This window comes from Tessaracoccus defluvii (assembly GCF_014489575.1).
Classification (GTDB): Bacteria; Actinomycetota; Actinomycetes; order Propionibacteriales; family Propionibacteriaceae; genus Arachnia; species Arachnia defluvii.
Genome location: NZ_CP060789.1, coordinates 2,047,211 through 2,069,081, shown reverse-complemented (window position 1 = coordinate 2,069,081; position 21,871 = coordinate 2,047,211). Strand labels below are relative to the sequence as shown.

The 21,871-nt window shown below is 70.0% G+C and carries 25 protein-coding genes and 2 pseudogenes; 13 read left to right on the top strand and 14 right to left on the bottom strand.

Going from position 1 to position 21,871, the window contains the following annotated elements; genetic code table 11:
• A complete protein-coding gene (locus tag H9L22_RS10050) occupies positions 1-465 on the top strand; it encodes an NUDIX domain-containing protein (protein WP_187719801.1) in 465 nt (154 codons plus the stop codon).
• On the opposite strand, the gene H9L22_RS10045 is transcribed toward H9L22_RS10050, so the two are convergent.
• Positions 449-1,963, bottom strand: coding sequence for an ATP-dependent DNA ligase (locus tag H9L22_RS10045; protein WP_187719800.1), 1,515 nt, complete (start codon positions 1,961-1,963; stop codon positions 449-451). The genes H9L22_RS10050 and H9L22_RS10045 overlap by 17 nt on opposite strands.
• Before the next feature lie 135 nt (positions 1,964-2,098).
• Between H9L22_RS10045 and H9L22_RS10040 the strand changes: the two genes are divergently transcribed.
• Positions 2,099-3,595 carry a DHA2 family efflux MFS transporter permease subunit gene (locus tag H9L22_RS10040; protein WP_226965791.1) on the top strand — a complete coding sequence of 499 codons (1,497 nt, stop codon included), beginning with the start codon at positions 2,099-2,101 and terminating at the stop codon, positions 3,593-3,595.
• A gap of 10 nt (positions 3,596-3,605) precedes the next feature.
• Here H9L22_RS10040 and H9L22_RS10035 read toward each other — a convergent pair whose 3' ends face one another.
• Complete coding sequence (locus tag H9L22_RS10035; RefSeq protein WP_187719799.1) at positions 3,606-4,985, bottom strand: MBL fold metallo-hydrolase RNA specificity domain-containing protein; 1,380 nt, start codon at positions 4,983-4,985, stop codon at positions 3,606-3,608.
• Positions 4,986-5,118: 133 nt separating this feature from the next.
• Between H9L22_RS10035 and H9L22_RS10030 the strand changes: the two genes are divergently transcribed.
• Positions 5,119-5,940 carry a Bax inhibitor-1/YccA family protein gene (locus H9L22_RS10030; RefSeq protein WP_187719798.1) on the top strand — a complete coding sequence of 274 codons (822 nt, stop codon included), beginning with the start codon at positions 5,119-5,121 and terminating at the stop codon, positions 5,938-5,940.
• Here the strand turns inward: H9L22_RS10030 and H9L22_RS10025 are convergent.
• A complete protein-coding gene (locus H9L22_RS10025) occupies positions 5,930-6,622 on the bottom strand; it encodes an NUDIX hydrolase (RefSeq protein ID WP_226965790.1) in 693 nt (230 codons plus the stop codon). The genes H9L22_RS10030 and H9L22_RS10025 overlap by 11 nt on opposite strands.
• 127 nt (positions 6,623-6,749) lie before the next feature.
• On the opposite strand from H9L22_RS10025, the gene ypfJ reads away from it, so the two are divergent.
• Positions 6,750-7,643 (top strand): KPN_02809 family neutral zinc metallopeptidase, encoded by an 894-nt coding sequence (gene ypfJ / locus H9L22_RS10020; protein ID WP_187719797.1) that lies wholly within the window; start codon positions 6,750-6,752, stop codon positions 7,641-7,643.
• Between the two features lie 61 nt (positions 7,644-7,704).
• On the opposite strand, the gene H9L22_RS10015 is transcribed toward ypfJ, so the two are convergent.
• The 3 genes from H9L22_RS10015 to H9L22_RS10005 form a co-directional block, all read right to left on the bottom strand.
• Positions 7,705-7,947 carry a DUF6458 family protein gene (locus tag H9L22_RS10015; protein WP_187719796.1) on the bottom strand — a complete coding sequence of 81 codons (243 nt, stop codon included), beginning with the start codon at positions 7,945-7,947 and terminating at the stop codon, positions 7,705-7,707.
• 163 nt (positions 7,948-8,110) lie between these two features.
• Entirely contained in the window at positions 8,111-8,569 is a 459-nt protein-coding gene (locus tag H9L22_RS10010) for an aminoacyl-tRNA deacylase (RefSeq protein ID WP_187719795.1), read from the bottom strand.
• A gap of 19 nt (positions 8,570-8,588) precedes the next feature.
• Positions 8,589-9,605 carry a hypothetical protein gene (locus H9L22_RS10005; RefSeq protein WP_187719794.1) on the bottom strand — a complete coding sequence of 339 codons (1,017 nt, stop codon included), beginning with the start codon at positions 9,603-9,605 and terminating at the stop codon, positions 8,589-8,591.
• A 61-nt stretch (positions 9,606-9,666) separates the two neighbouring features.
• On the opposite strand from H9L22_RS10005, the gene H9L22_RS10000 reads away from it, so the two are divergent.
• The 3 genes from H9L22_RS10000 (at position 9,667) to H9L22_RS09990 (ending at position 11,409) form a co-directional block, all read left to right on the top strand.
• Entirely contained in the window at positions 9,667-10,803 is a 1,137-nt protein-coding gene (locus tag H9L22_RS10000; RefSeq protein ID WP_187719793.1) for a cytochrome P450, read from the top strand.
• Positions 10,804-10,808: 5 nt separating this feature from the next.
• Positions 10,809-11,063: an acylphosphatase gene (locus H9L22_RS09995; RefSeq protein WP_187719792.1), complete on the top strand. Its 255-nt coding sequence runs from the start codon at positions 10,809-10,811 to the stop codon at positions 11,061-11,063.
• A 73-nt stretch (positions 11,064-11,136) separates the two neighbouring features.
• Positions 11,137-11,409: a DUF7218 family protein gene (locus H9L22_RS09990; RefSeq protein ID WP_187719791.1), complete on the top strand. Its 273-nt coding sequence runs from the start codon at positions 11,137-11,139 to the stop codon at positions 11,407-11,409.
• Positions 11,410-11,426: 17 nt separating this feature from the next.
• Here the strand turns inward: H9L22_RS09990 and H9L22_RS09985 are convergent, their stop codons facing one another.
• Positions 11,427-12,455, bottom strand: a complete 1,029-nt coding sequence (locus H9L22_RS09985; protein WP_187719790.1) for a LacI family DNA-binding transcriptional regulator — start codon at positions 12,453-12,455, stop codon at positions 11,427-11,429.
• 76 nt (positions 12,456-12,531) lie between these two features.
• Between H9L22_RS09985 and H9L22_RS09980 the strand changes: the two genes are divergently transcribed.
• Positions 12,532-13,533 carry a nucleoside hydrolase gene (locus tag H9L22_RS09980; RefSeq protein ID WP_226965789.1) on the top strand — a complete coding sequence of 334 codons (1,002 nt, stop codon included), beginning with the start codon at positions 12,532-12,534 and terminating at the stop codon, positions 13,531-13,533.
• A 7-nt stretch (positions 13,534-13,540) separates the two neighbouring features.
• Here the strand turns inward: H9L22_RS09980 and H9L22_RS09975 are convergent, their stop codons facing one another.
• The 4 genes and pseudogenes from H9L22_RS09975 to H9L22_RS09960 form a co-directional block, all read right to left on the bottom strand.
• Positions 13,541-14,365: a hypothetical protein gene (locus H9L22_RS09975; RefSeq protein WP_187719788.1), complete on the bottom strand. Its 825-nt coding sequence runs from the start codon at positions 14,363-14,365 to the stop codon at positions 13,541-13,543.
• On the bottom strand, positions 14,358-15,023 hold the full coding sequence (gene msrA / locus H9L22_RS09970; RefSeq protein WP_187719787.1) for a peptide-methionine (S)-S-oxide reductase MsrA: 666 nt from the start codon (positions 15,021-15,023) through the stop codon (positions 14,358-14,360). The genes H9L22_RS09975 and msrA overlap by 8 nt, the downstream gene beginning before the upstream one ends.
• A gap of 35 nt (positions 15,024-15,058) precedes the next feature.
• Complete coding sequence (locus H9L22_RS09965; RefSeq protein WP_187719786.1) at positions 15,059-15,244, bottom strand: hypothetical protein; 186 nt, start codon at positions 15,242-15,244, stop codon at positions 15,059-15,061.
• 4 nt (positions 15,245-15,248) lie between these two features.
• Positions 15,249-15,937 (bottom strand): annotated as a pseudogene (locus H9L22_RS09960) (uracil-DNA glycosylase).
• A gap of 104 nt (positions 15,938-16,041) precedes the next feature.
• Between H9L22_RS09960 and H9L22_RS09955 the strand changes: the two are divergent.
• From H9L22_RS09955 to H9L22_RS09945, 3 genes are read left to right on the top strand one after another with little or no spacing between them, the layout of a single operon-like run.
• Positions 16,042-16,236, top strand: a complete 195-nt coding sequence (locus H9L22_RS09955) for a hypothetical protein (RefSeq protein ID WP_187719785.1) — start codon at positions 16,042-16,044, stop codon at positions 16,234-16,236.
• Positions 16,218-16,841 carry a hypothetical protein gene (locus tag H9L22_RS09950; protein WP_187719784.1) on the top strand — a complete coding sequence of 208 codons (624 nt, stop codon included), beginning with the start codon at positions 16,218-16,220 and terminating at the stop codon, positions 16,839-16,841. The genes H9L22_RS09955 and H9L22_RS09950 overlap by 19 nt, the downstream gene beginning before the upstream one ends.
• Position 16,842: 1 nt before the next feature.
• A complete protein-coding gene (locus H9L22_RS09945; RefSeq protein WP_187719783.1) occupies positions 16,843-17,274 on the top strand; it encodes a DUF2089 domain-containing protein in 432 nt (143 codons plus the stop codon).
• Between the two features lie 10 nt (positions 17,275-17,284).
• On the opposite strand, the gene greA is transcribed toward H9L22_RS09945, so the two are convergent.
• A complete protein-coding gene (gene greA / locus H9L22_RS09940; RefSeq protein ID WP_187719782.1) occupies positions 17,285-17,788 on the bottom strand; it encodes a transcription elongation factor GreA in 504 nt (167 codons plus the stop codon).
• A gap of 12 nt (positions 17,789-17,800) precedes the next feature.
• A complete protein-coding gene (locus tag H9L22_RS09935; RefSeq protein ID WP_187719781.1) occupies positions 17,801-18,199 on the bottom strand; it encodes a DUF4307 domain-containing protein in 399 nt (132 codons plus the stop codon).
• 62 nt (positions 18,200-18,261) lie between these two features.
• Here H9L22_RS09935 and mca point away from each other — a divergent pair, with 62 nt between their 5' ends.
• Entirely contained in the window at positions 18,262-19,158 is an 897-nt protein-coding gene (mca, locus tag H9L22_RS09930; protein WP_187719780.1) for a mycothiol conjugate amidase Mca, read from the top strand.
• Positions 19,159-19,165: 7 nt separating this feature from the next.
• On the opposite strand, the gene H9L22_RS09925 is transcribed toward mca, so the two are convergent.
• The gene (locus tag H9L22_RS09925; protein ID WP_406707831.1) at positions 19,166-19,696 is read right to left on the bottom strand and encodes a rhomboid family intramembrane serine protease; all 531 of its coding nucleotides are present in this window, start codon (positions 19,694-19,696) and stop codon (positions 19,166-19,168) included.
• Positions 19,697-19,845: 149 nt separating this feature from the next.
• On the opposite strand from H9L22_RS09925, the pseudogene H9L22_RS09920 reads away from it, so the two are divergent.
• Positions 19,846-21,854, top strand: a pseudogene (locus tag H9L22_RS09920) (thioredoxin domain-containing protein).
• Positions 21,855-21,871: the final 17 nt, after the last annotated feature.

Here is a 21,871-nt window from a genome sequence, read left to right as displayed (position 1 = left end):
ATGAGACACAGCGCGGGCATCGTGGTGCAACGTGACGTCGACGGCCGGACGCAGATCCTTCTCGGGCACATGGGCGGCCCCTTCTGGGCCCGCAAGGACGAGGGCGCCTGGTCGATCCCCAAGGGCGAGTTCGACTCGGCGACCGAGACGGCCTGGGATGCGGCCCGCCGCGAGTTCCGCGAGGAGCTCGGGATCGACGTGCCCGACGGCGAGCCCGAAGCCCTGGGCGAGTTCCGCGTCACCTCCGGCAAGTCTCTGACCGCCTTCCGGCTGCACGGTTCCGTCGACCTGGCCGCCGTCGTATTCGGCACCTTCGAACTCGAATGGCCGCCGCGCTCGGGCAGGATCCAGGAGTTCCCGGAACTCGACCGCGCCGAATGGGTGGAACTCGACCGGGCCGGCGTCCTGTTGACGAAGGGACAGCGGCCGATCCTCGCCGCCCTCAGCGTCAGCGGGACGGACTGAACGCCCGGACGGCGTCGAGCGTGTCTGCCTCCGCGGCCGGCTTGTCGTCGCGGTAGCGCACCACGCGGGCGAACCGCAGCGTCACCCCGCCCGGATAGCGGCTCGACCGCTGCACGCCGTCGAACGCGATCTCGACCACCTGCTCCGGACGCACCGTGACGGTCCATCCGTCGTCGCTGACCTCCAACTCCCGGAACCTCTCGGTCTGCCAGGCGAGCATGGCATCGGTCATGCCCTTGAAGGTCTTGCCGAGCATGACGAAGCCGCCGTCAGCGTCACGGGCGCCGAGGTGGATGTTCGACAGGGTGCCAGCGCGCCGTCCGCTGCCCCGTTCGACGGCGAGCACCACCAGATCGAGCGTGTGGATCGGCTTCACCTTCACCCAGGAGGAGCCGCGTCGCCCCGCCGCGTAGCCGGCCTGGAGGTCCTTGACGACGACGCCCTCGTGTCCGGCGGCCAGCGTCGCCGTCAGGAAGGCCTCCGCCTCGGCGGCGTCGGCGGTGACGAGCCTGCGCACCTGATGGGACTCCGGGACGATGCGAGCGAGTTCGGCGAACCGTTCGGCACCCGGGGCGTCGAGGAGGTCGCGGCCGTCGATCTGGAGCGCGTCGAAGAAGAACGCGGTCACCTCCATCCCGGTGCCCGAGGCCGTCCGCGCCGCCGTCTCCTGGAACGGCCGTGGTCGCCCGTCGGGGCTGAGGGCCATCGCCTCGCCGTCTAGCACGCAGCTCGTCACCGGCAGGGACCGCACCAGAGCGGCGGTCTCGGGGAGCCGGTCGGTGATGTCCTGCAGCCCACGGGTGAACAGGGCGACGGTGTCGCCGTCGCGGTGGGCCTGCAGCCGGATCCCGTCGAGCTTCGCGTCGACGGCGACCGTCCCGCCACCGGCCTTCTCCATGGCGGCGGCCACGTCGGGCGCCGAGCCAGCCAGCATCGGGAGCACGGGGCGACCGACCTCGAGCCCGACTGCCCGCAGTCCCTCGACGCCCGCCGTCAACGCGATGGCTGTCGCGGTCGCGGGGGAGCCGGCCAGCATCGCCGCCCGACGCACCTCTGCCACAGCCACCCCCGCGGCCTTCGCGGCCGCCTCGATGAGGACAGCGTCGAGCGCGCCCTGACGGACGCCGTCGGCGAGGACGGAGACGAGCCAACGCTGCTCGGCGGCCGTGGCGGAGGAGAAGACGGCGTCAACGGCGGATCGGCGGGCAGTCGCCGAGCCCGGCCCGGAGAGTCCGGCCAGGTGTTCGAGGGCGGTGTCGAGGTCGCGCACCGTCAGCGAGGCGGTGGGCGAGGGGGCGGGCAGCGTCCGCAGCGTCCCCCAGTCGACGCCCGTCCTGCGTTGCCGGATGCCGCCGGCGAGGTAGGTCGCCGTTACCTCAAGGTCCTCCGGGGCGACGGCGCGCAGCACGTCGGCGATCAGCGAGATCTTGCCGCCGCGGGCCGAAGTGCCCGCGACCGCGGCTGACGTGTCCACCACCAGCTGCAGTGCCGTATCCATCCGCTCAGTCTGCACCCGTCCGGTGCCGCAGGTGTCCACGCTCGCCCGACAGGTCTTGTTCGGCGACAGGCCCCGGCGTAGATTCCGTTCGTCACCCGCCGCCACGGGCGAGGACCAGCCCGAGAGGCGGACACCGTGACGCACACCGACCGGTCACCCTGGCCCGGCCTGCTGTCGATGATCATCGGCTTCTTCATGATCCTCGTCGACGCCACCATCGTGACGGTCGCGATCCCGCACATCATGAGCGGGCTCGGGGCAGGCATCAACGAGGTCATCTGGGTGACCAGCGCCTACCTGCTCGCCTACGCCGTCCCGCTGCTCGTCACCGGTCGGCTCGGCGACCGGTTCGGCCCCAAACCGATCTTCCTGCTGGGGCTGACGGTGTTCACCGCCTCGTCGCTGTGGTGCGGGCTGGCGGGCAGCATCACCATGCTGATCGTGGCCCGCGTCGTCCAGGGGCTCGGTGCCGCGCTGATGGCGCCGCAGACGATGGCCGTCATCATGCGGACCTTCCCGCCGAACCGGCGCGGCTCGGCGATGGGCCTGTGGGGCGGTGTCGCCGGGGTCGCGATGCTGGTGGGGCCATTGCTCGGCGGCTTCCTCATCGACGCGGCCGGCTGGGAGTGGATCTTCTTCGTCAACGTGCCCGTCGGGATCGCGGGCATCGTGCTGGTCGCCGTCAACGTGCCGCGACTGGAACTGCACACGCACTCGTTCGATCTGCTCGGGGTCGCGCTCAGCGCCGTCGGCCTGTTCTGCATCGTCTTCGGCATTCAGGAGGGGCAGACCTACGAGTGGGGAGCAATCCCGGTGGGGCTCGGCCCGCTCCGCTTCGACCTTCCCATCTGGCTGATCATCGCCTTCGGCGCGGTCGCCATGGCCGCGTTCGTGTGGTGGCAGCGGGTCAACGCCCGCGAACCACTGGTCCCGCCGCGCCTCTTCGAGGACCGGAACTTCGTCCTCGCCAACACGGCCATCGCGATGGTCGGTATGTCCGTTGCGGCCGTGAACATCCCGATCATCCTCTACGTCCAGTCGGCCAGGGGCTTCACGCCGACCGAGTCGGCGCTGCTGATGGTGCCGATGGCCGTCTCGTCGGGCGTGCTGTCGCCGTTCACGGGCCGGTTCCTGCAGGATCGTGACGCCCGGCCCTACATGGCAGCCGGGTTGCTGGGGCTCGCTCTGGCCAACGCGTGGTATGGGCTGTGGATGGACCCGGCCAGGAACCCCTGGTGGCTGCTGCTGCCCAGCCTGTTCGTCGGACTGTCCAGCTCGCTCATCTGGGGGCCGCTGGGGATCGTCGCGACCCGACGGCTGTCGCCGCTGCTCGCCGGTGCGGGATCAGGCGTCTACAACACGACCCGCCAGGTCGGCTCCGTGATCGGTTCGGCCGCCATCTCGGCGGTGATCACGGCCCGGCTCGTCGCCGAGCTCGGGCCGGGCGCCGCGTCCCAGGGACAGGGGGCGGCGACGGGGCCGATGCCGCCACAGGTGCTGGAAGGCTTCTCCGCGGCGATGGAGCAGTCGATGCTGCTGCCGGCGGGGGTGCTGCTGGTGGCGCTGGCCGCGGTCCTGCTCATGGAGAACCCGCTGCGGGACGCCGAGAGTGCGGTGGCGCCGTCGGCCTGACGGCGCCCGCTCACGCCATCAGGTCGATCACCTCACCGTGCTGCGGCACCACCGTGACCAGGTCGAGTTCCGTTGCTATCCGTTCGCCCAGAGCCTCGGAGGCCGCCTGTTCGCCGTGCACCAGGAACACCGTCTCCGGCGGCTCCTCCAGGGCGGCGAGCCAGTCGATGAGGTCCGAGGCATCGGCGTGGACGGAGAACTCGTTGTCCCGCAGCACCTCGGCCTTCACCGCGACGTAATGCCCGTTGATCTTCACGTGCCGGGCGCCCTCCTGCAGCGCCCGGCCGCGGGTGCCGACGGCCTGGTAACCGGACAGGAGGACGGTGTTGCGGGGATCGGGGAGCAGCCGGGCCAGGTGGTACAGCACCCGTCCCCCCTCGGCCATGCCCGACGACGAGATGATGATCATCGGATCCGTGCGGCCGTTGAGGCGACGGCTCTCGGCGCCGTCGCGTGTCTCGAGCAGATCCAGGTCGGTGAACTCGGCCAGGGTGACGCCGTCGGCCAACTCCTCGGCGCTGTCCTTGTAGACGTCGAGCGCCTTCAGAGACATGGGCCCGTCGACGATGACGGGGATGTCAGGGATGCGGCCGGCGCGCCGCAGCTGGACGAGCGCGTGGAGGACGGTCTCGGTCCGGTCGATCGCGAAGGCGGGGATGACCACTTGGCCCCGCCGCTCGACCGTCCGGCCGATCGCGTCGGCCAGGACCTCGTGTGGCTGCTCCGGCTCCGGATGCTCCCTGTCGCCGTAGGTGGACTCACACAGCACGATGTCAGCCGCGGGCGGGATGTCCCGGGGACGCAGGATCGGATGGTCGTGGCGGCCAAGGTCGCCGGAAACCAGCAGCGAACGGGCACCGATCGTCACATGGATGCTGGCCGATCCGAGGATGTGGCCCGCACGGGTCCATCGGACCCACAGCGGATCCAGGTCGATGTTCGTGTCGAACTCGACCGGTCGAAACAGCGGCAGGGTCGCCTCGACGTCGGCGGTCGTATACAGCGGGGCCGGTGACTCGTGCTTCGACCAGCCGCCGCGCCGCGCGTCGTCGGCGGCCTGCTCCTGCAGCCTGCCCGCGTCGCGCAGGACGATCTCGGCCAGCCGGATCGTCGGCCACGTCGCGTGGATCCGGCCCTGGAAGCCGTGCCGGACCAGCGCCGGAAGATACGACGTGTGGTCCGCATGCGCATGCGTGATGAGGATGTCGGTGATGGTCGACGGATCGACCGGGAACTTCTCCCGGTTCCGACGCCGCAGGTGCTTCTCGCCCTGGAACATGCCGGCATCGATCATGGTGCGGCGGCCGTCCACCGTCAACAGGAACCGGGAGCCCGTGACGGTGCCGGCCGCGCCGAGGAAAGTCAGGGTCGCGGTCTGGGGAGTGGACATACCTGATCGTGGCACCCCGCGGCCGAAGCCGGGGCCGATCGGTCGAGGAGGCCTGCACGAGATGGGTGGCGTGCGTTGTCAGGGTAGGTACCATGGACGGAAAGAGTCTTCGAGGACACGAATAGGACACCCCATGGCAAACCCGATCATCGGTAGCCCAGACGCCTTCACCCGCCACAGCTCGCCGCAGCAGGCGTATCCGCAGGGCCCGGCCAACGACCCCTACCAGCAGTACGGGCAGCAGCAGCCCACGTTCACCCCGTACCAGCAGCCGGTGACCGTCGGCCCCGTCATGACGCTCGACGATGTGCTGGCGAAGACGGCCATCACGCTCGGCACGGTCGCCCTGGTGGCTGCGGCGACGTTCTTCCTCATCCCGGAGGCGCTGCTGACCCCCGTCTGGATCGCCTCCGCCATCGCAGGCCTGATCACGGTCTTCATCGTGAGCCGCAAGCAGACCGTCTCGCCTGCGGGCGTCATGGTCTACGCGGTCGTCGAGGGCCTGTTCGTCGGCGCCGTCACCGCCTTCTTCGACATGGTCTACCCGGGCATCGTCGCGCCGGCGGTTCTCGCCACGTTCGTGACGGCTGGCATCACGCTTGCCGCCTACAAGTTCTTCAACATCAGGGTGACGCCCAAGTTCCGTAAGGTCGTCTTCATCGGCACCGCGGCGCTGGCCCTCACCTACCTGGCGAACCTCGTCCTGTCGCTGTTCGGGATCCGCACCGGGATCATCGAGACCGGCTCGCAGGCGGGCCTGCTCGCCATCGGCATCTCCATCGTCGCCGTCGTGCTCGCTGTGCTCAGCCTGATCACCGACTTCGACGCGGTCGAGCGCGGCATCGCCGCCAAGGCCCCGGCATCCGAGTCGTGGCGCGCGGCTCTCGGCATCACGGTCACCATGGTGTGGCTGTACGTCGAGATCCTGCGCATCATGTCCTACTTCAGGGACTGACCCTTCGCGACAGCTTGCGGGCGTACTGCGACAGCAGCGTCCGCGAGCTGTTCGTCCAATGCAGCGAGCGCCATGCTCGCAGAGGCACCCAGCCGGCCCCCTCGGTCGATCCACCGACATCGTGGACGACGGGGTCGCTGGGTGTTTCGCATGTCGCGCCGTAGATGATGCGCAGGGCGTGAAAATCCTCCAGTGCGCCCGACATCGTCCTGCCGATCCAGTGTTCGGACTCCAGCGTCAGGACCCGGTCGATGACGACCTCCTGGCCGGTCTCCTCGAAGATCTCCCGCAGCACCGCGTCCGAAGGCGACTCACCTGCGTCGATGCCGCCTCCCGGCAGCGTCCACACGCCGGGCGCCTTCGTGGCGGCGGAGTTGACCGTGCCGAGCACGCCGCGTTCCGACAGCACCAGCGCGTAGGCGCCGATCCGCTGATGGCGGCGGGGTGTCTCGGCACAGGGTGCGACGTAGACGGCGTGACGTTCGGCGGGGCGCGGATCAGCCTCCAGGACCTCCCGCACCAGCCAGGTGAACAGGATCTCGCCCTCGTGCAGCGCGGCGGCCAGCGGCCGGATCGGCACGAAGCCGGCGTCGAACATCGTCACCCGCGGATGCGCGCCGTGTTCCACGACGAAACTGGCGACCGGAGCCCCGAGGGGATGGGAGACTCCGACGACGCGCATCGCGCAAGTCTAGTGGCACCAGCCGGAGCCACCCGGAATGTGCGCTCCATGGGGGTGCCGCCGCTAATGTGGTCCTGATCAGGCCGTGGCGTCAGCGCCAGGCCCCGGCGGAAATGGCGGTTGGGCTATGGAATATCGCGGCGACGCCGACATCAGCAAGTCTCGTGTGCGATACGGAGGTGGCAGCGGCGGGCGAGGTGGCCGCGGCGGGAAGGTCGCCGTGGGCGGCGGTCTCGGCGGCATACTCGTCCTGCTCCTCGCGCTGTTCTTCGGCAGCGACATCGGCGACCTGCTGGGCACCGCGCAGCAGCCGCAGCCCCAGCAGTCGCAGCAGCAGGGCGGGGCCGAGTGCCAGACGGCGGCGGACATCGAGCAGAACCGCGACTGCCGCTGGCAGGCCTATGACGTCGCGCTCACCAACTATTGGCAGAGCGCGTTCGAGTCGGGCTTCAAGCCGATCGAGGCGATGAACATCTTCACCGGCCAGATCGCCACCGCCTGCGGCACCGGCAGCTCAGAGATGGGCCCCTTCTACTGCCCGGGCGACTACGAGATCTACGTCGACGACGACTACATGGGCCAGCTGCTCGCGCAGCTCGGCACCGAGCGCAGCGACGCCGCGGAGCTCTACATCGTCGGCCACGAGTACGGCCACCACATCTCCAACCTCACCGGCGACATGGCCAAGGCCCGCGCCGGAGGCAACCAGACGGGTCCCAAGTCGGGCCAGGTCCGCCTCGAACTGCAGGCCGACTGCTACGCGGGCGTCTTCTTCAACAACACGTTGAAGGATCCGAGCTCGCCCATCGCATCGGTCACGCAGGACGACCTGGACCGCATCGTCGCCGCCGCCCGCGCCGTCGGCGACGACCACATCCAGGCCCAGTCCACCGGGCGTGTGGTTCCCGAGAGCTGGACCCACGGCTCGTCCCAGATGCGCCAGTACTGGGTGGCCATCGGCTTCAACAGCGGCGACCCCGGCAGCTGCGACACCTTCTCCACGGATCAGCTGGGAGGCTGACGGGAAGGTGCCCAGCGCCGGGGTCGGGGCGGTGGGTGCGGGCGGGATCGCCGCCGTCGGGTCAGAGGCCTTCGTGGGACTCGGAACGACGGACGGTCTCGCCCGTGTTCGGATCCTGGACGGTGCGCGACTGGGTGACACGCGTGCGCTGCGACGCGAGCAGGACCCAGATCAGCCCGATGACGCCAGCGCCGATGAGGATGTAGCCCACAAGATCGAGGCTGATGTAGGGGATTTCGGCTTCGACCGCGAACGCCAGGATGGCGCCGAGGGCGATCAGAACGATGGCAGAACCAATTCGCACGGGTTCCTCCTTGTGATCTCGGGGCACGGTGCTCCCGTCCGGTGCAGCTTATGTGAAGCTCGGCTCAGGCGGGCCGCCTCGGTGAATCCCGCGGCCCGCGTGGGAGGAGACATTGTGATCGGGGGATCCGGTGCGCATGCTGGGGCGCGGACACGGCCCTACGCTACGGTTCCGTGACGTCGGCGACCGTCGCGCCCAGCGTCTCGACAAGCGCCGAGCCGTCGACGGTGGCCGCCACCCCGTGCGCTCCGGCCCCGATCGAGACGACCCTGCCCGGCACCCGCGCGTCCGCGATCACCGGCAGTCGCGTCAGGGTGCCGAACGGCGTGATCGTGCCCCGCTCGAAGCCGGTCACCGCCCGTGCCTCCTCGGCGTCGGGCATCGACAGCCTGTTGACGCCCAGCACCGCCCGCAGCTTCGGCCACGAGATCGTTGCGTCGCCCGGGACCAGCACCAGCAGATAGTCGTCCGGGCCGCGACGCACCACCATCGTCTTGACGATGTCGCCGGGCTCCACGCCGCGGGCGGCCGCCGCCTCGGCGAGGGACCGCACGGGTCCGTGACAGGTCACGGTGTGGCTGAGCCCCGAGGCGGCCAGGGCATCCAGGGCGGGGTTCGTCATGCGCCCAGCCTAGGTCGGCTCAGCCGATCAGCGCCGTCATGTCACGGCCGACCATGTCCGCGTAGTGCGTGACCCCGTCACAGACGATACGGGCGACGGGCGCGGAGCGGCGATGCTGCAGGTCGACGGTCACGGCGCACTCCTGCTCCGGCGTCACCTGTGCCCGGGCGACGGCGCGGGCCAGGCCGGCGGCGTCGAGGAGCGCGGGGTCAAAGGTGTCGTAGCCGGGGGAGTCGGTGCGCAGCGTCTCGAACACGGGCAGGTTGAGACGGCGGCTGCGGGTCCGCACCCGCCCCTCCTCCGTGTCGGGCAGATCGACCCAGTAGCCCTGCGTCAGGTTGAACCCGAACTGGTAGATCGCCGTCGCCTCCCCGACAGTCGCAGTGATACCCGCCTGGATGTCGTCGACGCTGGTGGTGCCGAGCAGAGGGATGGCTGAGCCGTCGTTGTCGAAGAAGACGAGCGTGGACTCAGGGCGGGAGCTGACGGTCATCCAGATGCCCTCGGTGCGGTATTGGACGATCTGTAGCACGAGTTCGTCACCGCGCACGCCGTTCAGGCCGGCGACGTCGAACATGCGGCGGGCCGAATCGACGGGGTAGTCGGCGGGATCGAACGTCGCCTGGCCGAGGTACTGGAAGTCGGAGTCCACCTTGGTGATCTGCCCGCCACGCCAGGCGTAACTGACGACGCCACGGTCGTCCAGCAGCGCGGTGAGGGTGATCTGGGAGGCGGTGATGTCGACCTTCAGGATGGGCAGGCCGCCCGCCACGCGATGCAGCTCGGCCAGGATGTCGGATGTGTGGCCGTCCAGCGGCGAGTCCGCGATGGGGTACGACAGCGGCAGTTCGCTGTCCGGCACCGGCGACGATGCCGGCGTGGGGAGGGGCGCCTGGGTCGGCGACGGGGCGGGCGACGGCGTGGACGACACGACGGCGGTCGGGGTGGGAGTGGAGGAGGGCGGATCGGCGTCGGCCGGGCTGCACCCCGCCAGGAGAGCGATGGCGAGCAGCGCGGTCGCTCGTCGCCTGATCATTGCGCCAGTGTAGGGGAGCCGTCTGCTTCCGCCGCGACGGGTTGGCTGTCAGGATGGGGGAATGACTGAGCACATGCCGGACGATCTGGACCCGACGGGACACGACCTGCGCGAGCTCACCGACGAGTTGCGGGCGGGGCACCGGGTGGTGCGCAACGTGCGCGGCGAGTGGGTGCTTCTCGGCCACGCCGAGGTGGTGCAGGCGGCCGTCGACCCCGCACGCTTCTCGAGCGGGGTGTCGGCCCACCTGCAGGTCCCCAACGGTCTCGACGGAGCCCTCCACACCGAGGCCCGCGAGGTCCTGGACCGCTACCTCACGCCGGAGGCGTTGGCCCCGTTCGAGCCTGCGTTTCGCCGCATCGCGCGCGACCTCGTCGCGTCGCTGCGGTCCGGCGCCGAGGTGGAGGCGGTCGGCGACCTCGGCGCCGTCTTCGCCGTCCGCGCCCAGTCGGCGTGGCTGGGCTGGCCCGCCTCGCTGGAGCAGCGCCTCCTGGACTGGGTCGTCGCCAACCACGCGGCCACCCGGTCGGGCGAGCGGCCCCGGATGGCCGCCGTGGCCGAGGACTTCGACGCCATCATCCGCGAGGTGCTGGAGCCCCGGCGGGAGCGCCCGACCGACGACGTGACCAGTGTCCTGATGGCCGACGGCTGGCAGGGGCGGCCCTTCTCTGACGAGGAACTCGTCTCGATCCTGCGGAACTGGACCGGCGGCGACCTCGGGTCCATCGCGCTGTGCGTCGGGGTGATCGCGTGGCATCTGGCGCTCGACCGCGAGCTGACGGCGCGCCTGCGATCGGGTGTGTCCGATGCGGAACTCGACGCGGTCATCGACGAGATCCTGCGGGTTGACGACCCATTCACGTCCAACCGCCGCCGCACCACGTGCCCCGTGAAGGTCGCCGGGGTTGAGATCCCGGAGGGCGAGGTCGTCAAACTCCACTGGACGTCGGCCAACCGGGACGAGACCCGCTTCGGCCCCGTGTTCGATCCGGCCGCCCACGCGGCCCACAACCTCGTCTACGGCATCGGGCCGCACGTCTGCCCCGGCAGGGGGCTCGCGACAATGGAGCTGCGGGTGTTCGTCCAGGAGTTCCTCGCCGGAACCTCGGACTTCGTGCTGGGGGCCGACGCCGAGCGTGAGGTGCATCCGGTGGGCGGCTTCCGGCGGGTCCCCATCGTCGTGACCGGACGGGCCTGACGGCCATGGTCGGGCGGCTGCGGGCCGTGGTGCACGGCCGGGTGCAGGGGGTCGGATTTCGGTGGAGCACCCGGGCGAAGCTCGACGAACTGGGCCTGCAAGGGACGGCGACCAACCGCGACGACGGCACCGTCGTGGTGGAGGCCTGTGGCGACAACGGTGCCCTCGATGTTCTGGAGGGCTGGCTCTGCGGACCGCAGGCGCCCGGCGCGGTGAGCCGGGTCAGAGTCTCGCGCACCGGCAACGAGCCGGGCTACTGACCGGCGGCATCGGCGTGCGCGGCCGGGTGAGACCGGGACGGGCGTAACGTGGCGACGGTCGAGAGGAGACACCATGCCACGGAAGCAGGACCCCGGTCCGAGCGTCAAAGACAAGGAACTCTACGAGGCGCTACGGCGCGAAGGTAACTCCAAGGAGAAGTCAGCCCGGATCGCCAACGCGGCCGCCGCCACCTCACGTAGCGCAGTGGGACACAAGGGCGCGACCGCAGAGGATTACGAGGACCGGACCGTGTCGGAGCTGCGACGCCGTGCCGCCGAGATCGGCGTGAAGGGTCGCTCGACGATGCGTAAGGCCGAACTCATCGAGGCGCTCCGCACCCACTGAGGAGGGGGCGAGCCGGTTCAGGGAACGGTGGGGAGCGCCGTCGATGCTCTGACCCGGAGGTCGACGTCGACGCCGATGGGTTCTTCCGGTCCGCCGGCGTCGATGCGGTGGAGGAGTTGGGCGCAGGCGAGCTCGCCGAGTCGCTCGAAGTCGATCCGCACCGTCGTCAGGGGAGGCGAGTAGAAGTCGACGTCGGGGGAGTCATCGACCCCCACCACGGAGAAGTCGTCCGGGCAGGTCAGTCCCAAGGTCCGGAGCCGACTCGTGAGCCCGAGTGCCAGCAGGTCGTTGGCGGCGAACACGGCGGTGAACTCGGCCGGGTTGATCCCTGCGGCCGCGTCGTAGCCGGCCTGGGCGGTCCAGGCGGTTGCATGGCGAGGCGGCAGGGGGATGAGCCCGAGGCGTTCCATGGTCTCCCGGTAGCCACGGTGACGTTCCCTGGCCTCGTTCGTCTCCTGTGGCCCTCCGAGGTGCAGGATGCGGCGGTGCCCGAGCGACGCCAGGTGCTCGACGGCGAGGCGCCCGGCCGAGCAGGAGGCGCCGGACCACGGATGCCCGTTCGTTCCGAGACGTTCTGCGATGCCGACGACAGGAACGACCCGTTCAACCGCCTCGAGCACGTCGTTGAGCCACTCGAAGGGGGTGCCGACGATGATGCCGTCGACGCGTAGCGACAGGAACGTCTCGAGCGCGTGGCGCACCTCCTCCGTCGACTCGGGGGCGGTGGGGTCGATGTCGAGCTGGGTGGTGAGCAGTGACTGCCCCGCGGCCCGGGCGGCGCGGCTTAAGCCCGTCAGAATGCTGGCTCCGCCGTAGTTGAGGGGGCCGATGTTCGCGTAGCCGATCGAGTCGGTGCGGGCGCGACGCAGGTTACGAGGGAGGGCATTCTGTCGGTAGCCGAGTTCGGCGACCGCCGCGGTGATCCGCTCTCTGGCGTCGTCGGAGACGTAGCCGTCGTTGAAGTAGCGCGACACGGTCTGGGCGGAGACACGGGCGAGTCGTCCGACGTCGGCCATGCTGGCCTGGCGGCGCTTCTGATGGACCACAGAATCCCCTTGTCAACAGGTTGCGTTATGCGTAACATACCGGCTGGAGGACACAATGACGAGAGTTCCTGAGATCGTGACAGATCACGGTATTGCAGCAGAGAAGCGCTGGCGGATCGGCGAGGTTCCCTGGCGGGATGAGGAGCCGTTCCCCCCTCACGCCCGTGTCCTGGTCGACAACGACTTCTCCGGTGATCCGGACGACCTGTTCCAGATCGTTCACCAGGTGTTGACGCCCACGCTGGAGATTCGCGGGGTCATCTGTTCACACCTGCGCGACGGTGATCCGTGGGCAGGTGACGGAGACTCAGCCGCGGACGCCGTCGCCGTGGCGCGGGACGTCTTCGCCCGGATGGGGCTCCTGTCGGACGAGTTGATCCTCAAGGGTGCCTCGGCGGCGCTGGGGTCGGCCGACGCACCGCAGGACAGCGAGGCCGCGCGGGCGATCATCGCCGAGGCGATGCGTGACGATACCGACCTGCCGCTGTTCTATCTGGCCGGTGGTGGCCTCACCGACCTGGCGTCCGCCTACCTCATCGAGCCGCGGATCGCGTCGCGCCTCACTCTGGTCTGGATCGGCGGCGCCGAGCATGACGGGCTGGCCGTTCCCCCGCTCAACGCGATGCCGATCGAGTACAACCTCCTGATCGACATCACTGCCGGGCAGGTCCTCTTCGACGCGCACGACCTGGAGATTTGGCAGATCCCCCGCGACGTCTACCGGCAGTGCCTGGTCTCCGAAGCAGAGTTACGGCGGCGGGTGGCAGCAGCGGGACCGCTCGGGCGCCATCTGTACGTCGAGATTCGCCAGATCATGGCGCTCGGCAGGATGCCCGAGTCGTATGCACTGGGGGACTCCCCACTTGTTCTGGTGACGGCGCTGAGGTCGACGTTTGAGCCCGACTCGACCTCGAGCCCGTACGTGGTGAAACCCACGCCGCAACTGACCGCAGAGGGTGCCTACCGGCCAATGAACGGGACGCGTCCCATGCGCGTGTACACGTCCGTCGACCAGCGCCTGATGTTCGAGGACTTCTACCTGAAGCTCGAGGAGTTCGAGGCCTGGCAGGCCAGCTGAGTACGGCTCATGCCCCTGCCCACGCCAGCGACGCGCTCGCCCAGGCCGGGGTCGGGTCCAACTCGCTCGCCAGGATCAGGGCAACCAGGTGTGACGTCGCGTCGTCCAGGGCCTCGGCCTCGGGCGACGCGACGACACCCCTCGCCTCCGCCAGGCGGGCGTACTCGTCCAGGAATGCGGCGGCCGCGGCCCCGCCGAGCCCGAGGCGCACGTTGCGCAGGTCGCTGGCGCGCAGCCCCATGCCGGTGAGGTTGTGGTCGTACATGAGCGCGTCCCCGCCGTGCCAGGCGATGGCGAGGTTGGTCGCGGCGAAGTCGTTGTGCGTCAGCGTGCGGGGCAGATGGGCGATGAGTTCGTGCCAGCCGGGGAGCTCGGCCCGTGCCCACGCCACCCGCGGCGCCAACTCGGGCCAGCGTGCCTCCACGCCCGCGAGCCCTGCATCGTCGATGAGGTCGAGTTCGCTGTAGTCGATGACGGCGTCGACGAGGGTGTCCCCGGCCGCGTGGAGCTTGTCGTACCAGCCGGCGATCAGCCTGCCGATGGCCGGATCCTGCAGATCGGCCGTGGTCGCCGGCCGGTAGCCGGCGGAAACGAGGTCCTCGAGGATGAGCCAGTCCTCGCCGGCGCCGAACACCGGCAGCGTCGGCACCCCCAGCCGGCCCAGCAGGTCGTACGTGGCGATCTCGCGCCGTTGCCGGGCCGTGGCGTAGCGCTTGACGACGACGGGGACGTCGTCGACGTCGCCGCGGACCACGAGCACGCCGTCCTTGTCGGAGATGACATCGCCCCAGGCGACGTCGGCCAGCCCGGCGCCGGGCGTCCCGTCAGTCACGCGGACCGCAGCGGACGCCAGTGGCGTGGTTCGGGCAGTACCCGTCGGGGTTCTTGTCCAGGTACTGCTGGTGCTCGTCCTCGGCGTAGTAGAACGTCTGGTCGTCGCTGATCTCTGTGGCGATCTCGCCGTAGCCAGCCTCCCGGAGCCGCTCCTGGAACCGGGCCAGGCTGGCCGCGGCGGCCTCGTGCTGTTGTGCGTCGACGGGGAAGATCGCCGAGCGGTACTGCGTGCCGACGTCGTTGCCCTGGCGGTTGAGCTGCGTGGGGTCGTGGTTCTCCCAGAACTTCTGCAGCAGGTCGTCGTAGCTGACGACCGCAGGGTCGAACACGACGCGGACCGTCTCCGTGTGACCGGTGCGGCCGGTGCAGCACTCGCGGTAGGTGGGGTTGGGTGTGAATCCGCCCATGAAGCCGACGGCGGTGTTGCGCACGCCCGGCGTCTCCCAGAACATCCTCTCCTCGCCCCAGTAGCAGCCGAGCGCGAAGTAGGCCACCTCGCTGCCCGTGGGCACCTCGTCGAGAGTGAGCCCGAGGACGGTGTGCGTGGGCATCGGGTCGAGAACGGGCTCCGCGCGGCCAGGGAGGGCCGACTCCGGCGAGACAGGAGTCGGGGTGCTGAGCTGCCGGCTCAGCCAGGCGGCGACGTCGATATCCATGCCGCAACGCTACCCGGCCCGGGAAGCGACGGGGGCTACCCGCCGCCCTGTGTCAGCACGCCCCACAGGCCCGTGACGATCCAGTAGAGGCCGACCGCAAGGCCGAGCGCCCAGAGGATCTTGCGGGTCCGCGTCGTCTGCGCGGTGTCCGTCGCGGTCGGCTCGGGAGCGGACGTCTCCTCTGGCTCCTGCGGCTCGGACTGCTTCGGCGTGTACGGCATGGGCTCAGTCTGCCAGCAGGGGCGGCAGAGCCCAGTCGATGGGTGCCGAACCCTGCTCGGTCAGAAGCCGGTTCGCGGCGCTGAAGGGCCGCGAGCCGAAGAAGCCGTTGCGGGCGGACAGGGGAGAGGGGTGCGCGGAGGCGATGACCGGCACGTCGCCGAGCAGCGGGCGTGCCGTCTGCGCGTCGCGGCCCCACAGGATCGCCACCAACGGTCCGCCGCGGCGGGCCAGCGCCTCGATGGCGCAGGCCGTGACCTCCTCCCAGCCCTTCCCCCGGTGCGAGCCGGGCGTTCCGGGACGCACGGTGAGCACGCGGTTCAGCAGGAGGACGCCCTGGTCGAACCAGGCCGAGAGGTCCCCGTGCGGGGACGGCCGGATGCCCAGGTCCGCCTGCAGTTCCTGGAAGATGTTGCGCAGGCTCCCGGGGAGCGGCCGCGCATCCGGAGCTACAGAGAAGGACAGCCCCACCGGATGGCCGGGAGTCGGGTAGGGATCCTGCCCGAGGATCAGCACCCGGACGTCGGCCAGCGGCAGGGTGAAGGCGCGCAGCACGTTCTGACCCGCCGGGAGGTAGCGGCGGCCCTCGGCTCCCTCGGCCCGCAGGAAGTCGCCCAGGCTGGCGATGGTGTGTTCGACGGGGCGAGGGCCAGGGCCCAGTCGGGGGCGACGTTCTCGGTGAGTGGCTTCCGCATGGCATCACTCTGGCACAGGGCCGCCGCTGGCGCCGGGCAGCTGGCGATTTTTCAGAGTGGAAAGCGTCTCTTGAAATAATGGCAAACGCGACTAAGATTTACGCATGCACAACGTAGATCTCGGTCCGATCCTGGACGACCTCGCAGCCGGGCGCATCGACGCCAGAGAGGCCGCGAACCGCATAGAGGCAGCCAAAGCCGCTGCCGGCGTCGATGCAGCATCGACGCAGGCCGACGAGTCCGCAGACACCACCCGCAGGGAGGCCCCCAGGCCGGAGGCTTGTCCCGCATCTCCGTGACGGCCGTCGGACGACGCGTCCGCATCGAGGGCGACCCGAGCGTGGCGACGCTGTCTATCGACGGCCCGCACGTCCTGCGCCGTGTCGGCACCGTCATGGAGGTGAGTTCGGCCGGCGAGATCGGCCCGAGCTTCCAGGGCTTCTCACTGATCAACATGCCCCGCAGCCTGGACGACCTGCGCGACATCGGGCTGGGCAAGGAACTGGTCATCCGCGTCAACCCGCAGCTGATCGTCGACGCGGAGGTCACCACCGGCGGCCTGCGCACGGTCAAGGTGCCGCGGCTCGGCCGGATCCGCGTCACCGCGGGCGGCTCGACGCTCGAGGGCGTCGAGGAGGTCGAGGACCTGCTCAGCCAGGCCGGCAGCGTCACCGTCGAGGGCCCGATCAGCGTCGGGCGTTCCCGGCTGAAGGTGGAGTCGGGCTCGCTCGCGCTCAACCTGGCGCGGGGAGCCAACGTCACGATCCGTGGCGAGGCGCGCCTCGGCCGCATCAGTTGGCCGGACGGCGGAGACAAGGTCGACGAGTACGTCGTCGGCAACGGCTCCGCCCGCCTCGACGTGGCCGTCGTCATGGGCATGGCCACCGTGAAGTCGGAGGCCTGACATGGCACGCCACCTGTACCACGCGCCCGCCGAGTGCCCCGTGTGCGGCGACGCGCTGATCACCACCCGCAAAGGCTGCCTGCACTGCGGCACCGAGATCGCCGGCGAGTTCGCCAGCTGCGAGTTCTGCGTCCTCAGCGAGGCTGACCTCACCCTGCTGAAGGTCTTCCTCGCGTCGCGGGGGAACCTGCGCGAGGTCGAGAAGCACCTGCAGGTGTCCTACCCGACGGCGCGGGCCCGCCTCGATGCCGTGCTGGGTCGCCTGGGGCTGGACCAGTCCGAGCAGACGGAGCAGCAGGCGGAACCGTCGGACGCTTCGGACGGGGAAGAGAAGGTGGCCGAGCCGTCAGGCGACCCGGCCACCGATCAGATCCTGGCGCGCGTCGCTTCCGGAGAGATCTCGCCGGAGGTCGCCGCGCAGCTCCTGGGCTGACGGACGAGGCTCAGAGGTTTCCGACCTTGAGCACCACCACCGTGATCTCCTTGCCGCTGGGTGCCGCGTAGCGGACCTCGTCGCCAACCTTGGCGCCGAGGACCGCCGCACCCAGCGGCGACTGCGGGGAGTAGACGGAGTAGTCGACGGAGCTGTCGGTGCCAAGCACCTCGCGCGAGCCGAGCAGGAACGTGTCGGTGTCATCCTCGTCGCCGTCGAAGGCGATCGTGACGAGCCGGCCGGGAGTCACCTCGTCGCTGTCTCCGGTGGGTTCCCCGACCTGTGCGCGTCGCAGCAGGTCCTCGAGCTGGCGGATCCGCCCCTCCATCTGGCCCTGCTCCTCGCGCGCGGCGTGATAGCCGCCGTTCTCGGACAGGTCGCCCTCTTCGCGGGCAGCGGCGATGCGTGCGGTCACTTCAGGGCGCCCAACGGTCTTGAGCTGGTCGAGCTCGTCCTGGAGCTTGTCGTAGGCCTCCTGGGTGAGCCACACCACGTTGATCGTAGATTCGGACATTGCAGGAGCCTATCAGTCACTCAACTGGCAGTACTCGATCTCGATGGCGGTCGCCTCCTTGATCGTGCTCAACGAGATGTCGACCGTAGTGAGCGTCTCCGTGCCTGGCGGAACATCGATGGTGGCCTCCGCCACCCGCTCGTACGATTCGGCCTGCGCGAACACCCGGCACTGCGCGGCGGCGGAAGGGTCCTTGCGCTGCACCACGAGTTCGGCCTCCATGACCGTCGGGCTGACGACCTCGAAGCTGCGGACCATGGCCACCACCGGTGGGTTGGCGCGCACCAGGCCTGTCACCAGGACCACGGCGATGGCGCCCAGGACGCCGACGAGCGCGATGCCTCCCAACAGCACGTCGGCAGTCGTTCGGCGCGGGTAGCGCGCCCGGATGCGGGCTTCGTCGTCGGTCACGGGCTCCATTGTGCCTGAGACGCGAACAACCCCTGCGCCGGGCACGCGGCACAATGACCTCCATGTCGGTCACGCACGCCCCCCAGCTGCGGTTGCTGCACGTCCACGCCCACCCCGATGACGAGTCGAGCAAGGGCGCGGCGACGACCGCGAAGTACGTCGCCGAGGGCGTCGAGGTGATGGTGGCCACCTGCACCGGTGGGGAGCGGGGCTCGGTGCTCAACGCGAAGCTGCAGGACGACCCCGAGGTCTGGAAGAACCTGGCCGAGTTGCGGCGGGCCGAGATGGCCCGCGCCCGAGAGATCCTCGGCATCTCGCAGGTGTGGCTCGGGTTCACCGACTCGGGGCTGCCCGAAGGCGATCCACTGCCGCCGCTGCCGGAGGGTGCCTTCGGCCTGGAGGACCCCGTCGTCGCGGCGGGGCGACTCGTGAAGGTGATCCGAGAGTTCCGGCCGCACGTCATCACCACCTATGACGAACAGGGCGGCTATCCCCACCCCGACCACGTCATGTGCCACAGGATCACCGTCGAGGCTTTCCGGGCGGCCGCCGACCCGCACCTCTGGCCCGAGCACGGCCCCGCCTGGCAGACGGCCAAGCTGTACTACCACATGAGCTTCCACCGCCGCCGCTACGAACAGCTCGAGGCCCTCATGCATGAGCAGGGGCTCGACTGCGAGTTCCCCACCCGTGACGAGGACCCCTTCTCCTACGGGCGGCTGACCACCTTCGTGGAGTGCTCCGAGTACTTCCCGGTCCGCGACGAGGCCTTGCGGGCGCATGCTACCCAGATCGACCCGGACGGGCCCTGGTTCGCGGTGCCCTTGGCGATCCAGCAGGCGGGCTGGCCGACGGAGGACTACCAGCTGGCGATCTCGCGGGTGCCGACGATGATCCCCGAGGACGACCTGTTCAGCGGCCTGCGGCCGGATCCGCTCGTGCCGGAGTTCATGATCTGACGGTGGCTCAGGCCACGGTGCTGCGGCGACGGTCCCTGCCGTGCAGGTACCACGCCGACGCGACGCCGGCGATCGCGCCGCCGAGGTGCGCCTGCCAGCTGACCCCCATCTGGGTGGGCAGCACCCCGAGCAGCACGCTACCGTAGGCTAGGAACACGACGACCGAGACCAGGATCTGCCCGAGCTTGCGGGTGTAGATGCCGCGGGCCAGCAGATAGGTCAGGTAGCCGAAGATGAGGCCGGAGGCGCCGGCCGTGATCGTGCCGAGCGGGGAGAACAGCCAGGCGAACAGCCCGGAGACGATCGTGGTGAACACGGTCGTGAACAGCCAACGGGCAGGGCCGGACAGGTACGTCAGCACGCCGAGGACGAGGAACGGCACGCTGTTGCCGATCAGGTGGGGCCAGCCGAAGTGCAGGAAGGGCGACCAGAGCACGTTGACAAGGCTCGCCGGAACCCAGGACTGGACGCCGAAGCTGTCGAGCGCGTTGAGCGTCACCGTGTCGATGCCCTCGAGCACCCACATCAGCGCCAGCATGCCGCCGACGACGATGAAGGCGTCGGCGACGCGGGAACGGGGCTTGGCTGCGGTCTCGCTCATGCCTCCAGTATGCCCGGGGACACAACCCCGGCGGGTGGGTAGCGCCCGAATCGTCGCTGCCGGAGGGCCCCGTTAGGCTGGTGCCCATGGTCAACCGCCTCGCCGAATCGTCCAGCGATTACCTCCGCCAGCACGCCCATCAGAGCGTCGACTGGTGGGAGTGGTCCGATGCCGCCCTCGCCGAGGCGGCCGGGCGGGACGTGCCGATCCTGCTGAGCGTGGGCTACGCGTCCTGTCACTGGTGCCACGTGATGAGCCACGAGTCGTTCGACGACCACTCCGTCGCCGCCTACATCAACGAGCACTTCGTGCCGATCAAGGTCGACCGGCAGCAGCGCCCCGACCTCGACGCCGTCTTCATGACGGCGACGCAGGCCATGAACAACGGCAACGGCGGCTGGCCCATGACCGCCTTCCTGACCCCCAGGGTCGCCCCTTCTTCACGGGCACCTACTTCCCGCCGGAGCCCCAGCCCGGCATGCCGTCCTTCCGGCAGGTGCTCGAGGCGGCCGCTGACGGCTGGCGCACCCGCAAGGACAAGATCGTGATGTCCGCCGACTACGTGGTTGAACTGCTGACCGGCCGGGTCGAGCCCGTGGCCGACGCCGCGCCGGACCTGCGTGCCGCCGTCGACGCCGTCGAAGCCGACTTCGACCTGATCCACGGCGGCTTCGGCACCAGCCCCAAGTTCCCAGCGCCGACCCTCATCGACGCGCTGCTCGTCAAGGGCGATCCACGCACCCTCGAACTGGCGCAGCGGACCCTGGAGAGCATGGCCCGCGGCGGCATCTACGACCAGGTCGGTGGCGGCTTCCACCGCTACGCCGTCGACCCTGGCTGGGTCGTGCCGCACTTCGAGAAGATGCTCTACGACAACGCGCTGCTGCTGGGCACCTACGTCCGCGGCTGGCGGCGCACGGCCGATCACGACTCCGGCCTCCGGGCCCTGTTCGAGCGCACCGCCTACGGCATCGTGGAATGGCTGGAGCGCGAGATGGTGGGGGAGGAGGGTGGCTTCGTCGCCGGCCTCGACGCCGACTCCTGCGACATCCGCGGCGCCGTGCACGAGGGTATCTTCTACCTGTGGAACCCCGAACTCCTCGACGACAGCCTCGGCGCCGAGGACGGCGCCTGGGCGGCCGAGGTCTTCCACGTGACGCGCGGCGGCACGTTCGAGGACGGGCTGTCGACCCTCCAGTTGCGCGGCAGGCCCGACTTCGTCCGCCTGGAGGACATGTGCGGGCGGCTCCTCGCAGAACGTGAGACCCGGTTCCGTCCGGCCACCGACAACCTCGTCGTGGCCGCCTGGAACGGCTGGACCATCTCCTCGCTGGTGCAGGGCGCCCTCGTGTTCGACGAGCCGGCCTGGCTCGAGCTGGCCCTGCGCGCCGCCATGTACCTCGTCGACGTGCATCTGACCGACGGCGACCTGCGCCGCACCTCCCGTGACGGCGTCGCCGACACCCATGTGGGTGGCGCAGAGGACTTCGGGGCGGTCGCCGAGGCGTTCGTGGCGCTGGCCGCCGCGACAGGCGACCCGGCCTGGCTGCGTCGCGCCGAGGCCCTCGTCGACCGGGCCGTCGAGCTGTTCGGGCATGAGGACGGCGGGTTCTACGACGCCGTCGACGCAGGCCTGTTCGACCGAGCCCGTTCGCTGACCGACAACGTCACCCCCAGTGGAACGTCGGCCATGATCGCCGCCCTCCGCGCCGTCGGGCTGCTGTCGGAGCGCCCGGAACTCGTGGCCCGCGCCGACCTGGCGGCCCGCACCAAGTGGGCGGGCGTCGCGGAGCACCCCCGGTTCGCCGGGGCTGCGCTGGCCGACCTGATGATCTCCGACGAGGCCCGCCGCGGGCTGAAGCCGGCGGTCGCCGTCGTCGTGTCCGACGACCCGTTCGGTGAGCTCACCCGCGCCGCCTGGCGACTCGCCCCGGCCGGCTCGATCGTGCTGACGGCGCCCGAGGGCGCCGAGGGGTTCGGCAGCTACCTCGAGAGCCGCGTGGACGGGCTGGCCTATGTGTGCCGCGGCACCGTCTGCTTCGACCCGGTCAGCGACTATGCGGAGCTGAAGACGCCCCTCTGGTCGCGCGTCTGACGGCGGGGCCCCGCCCT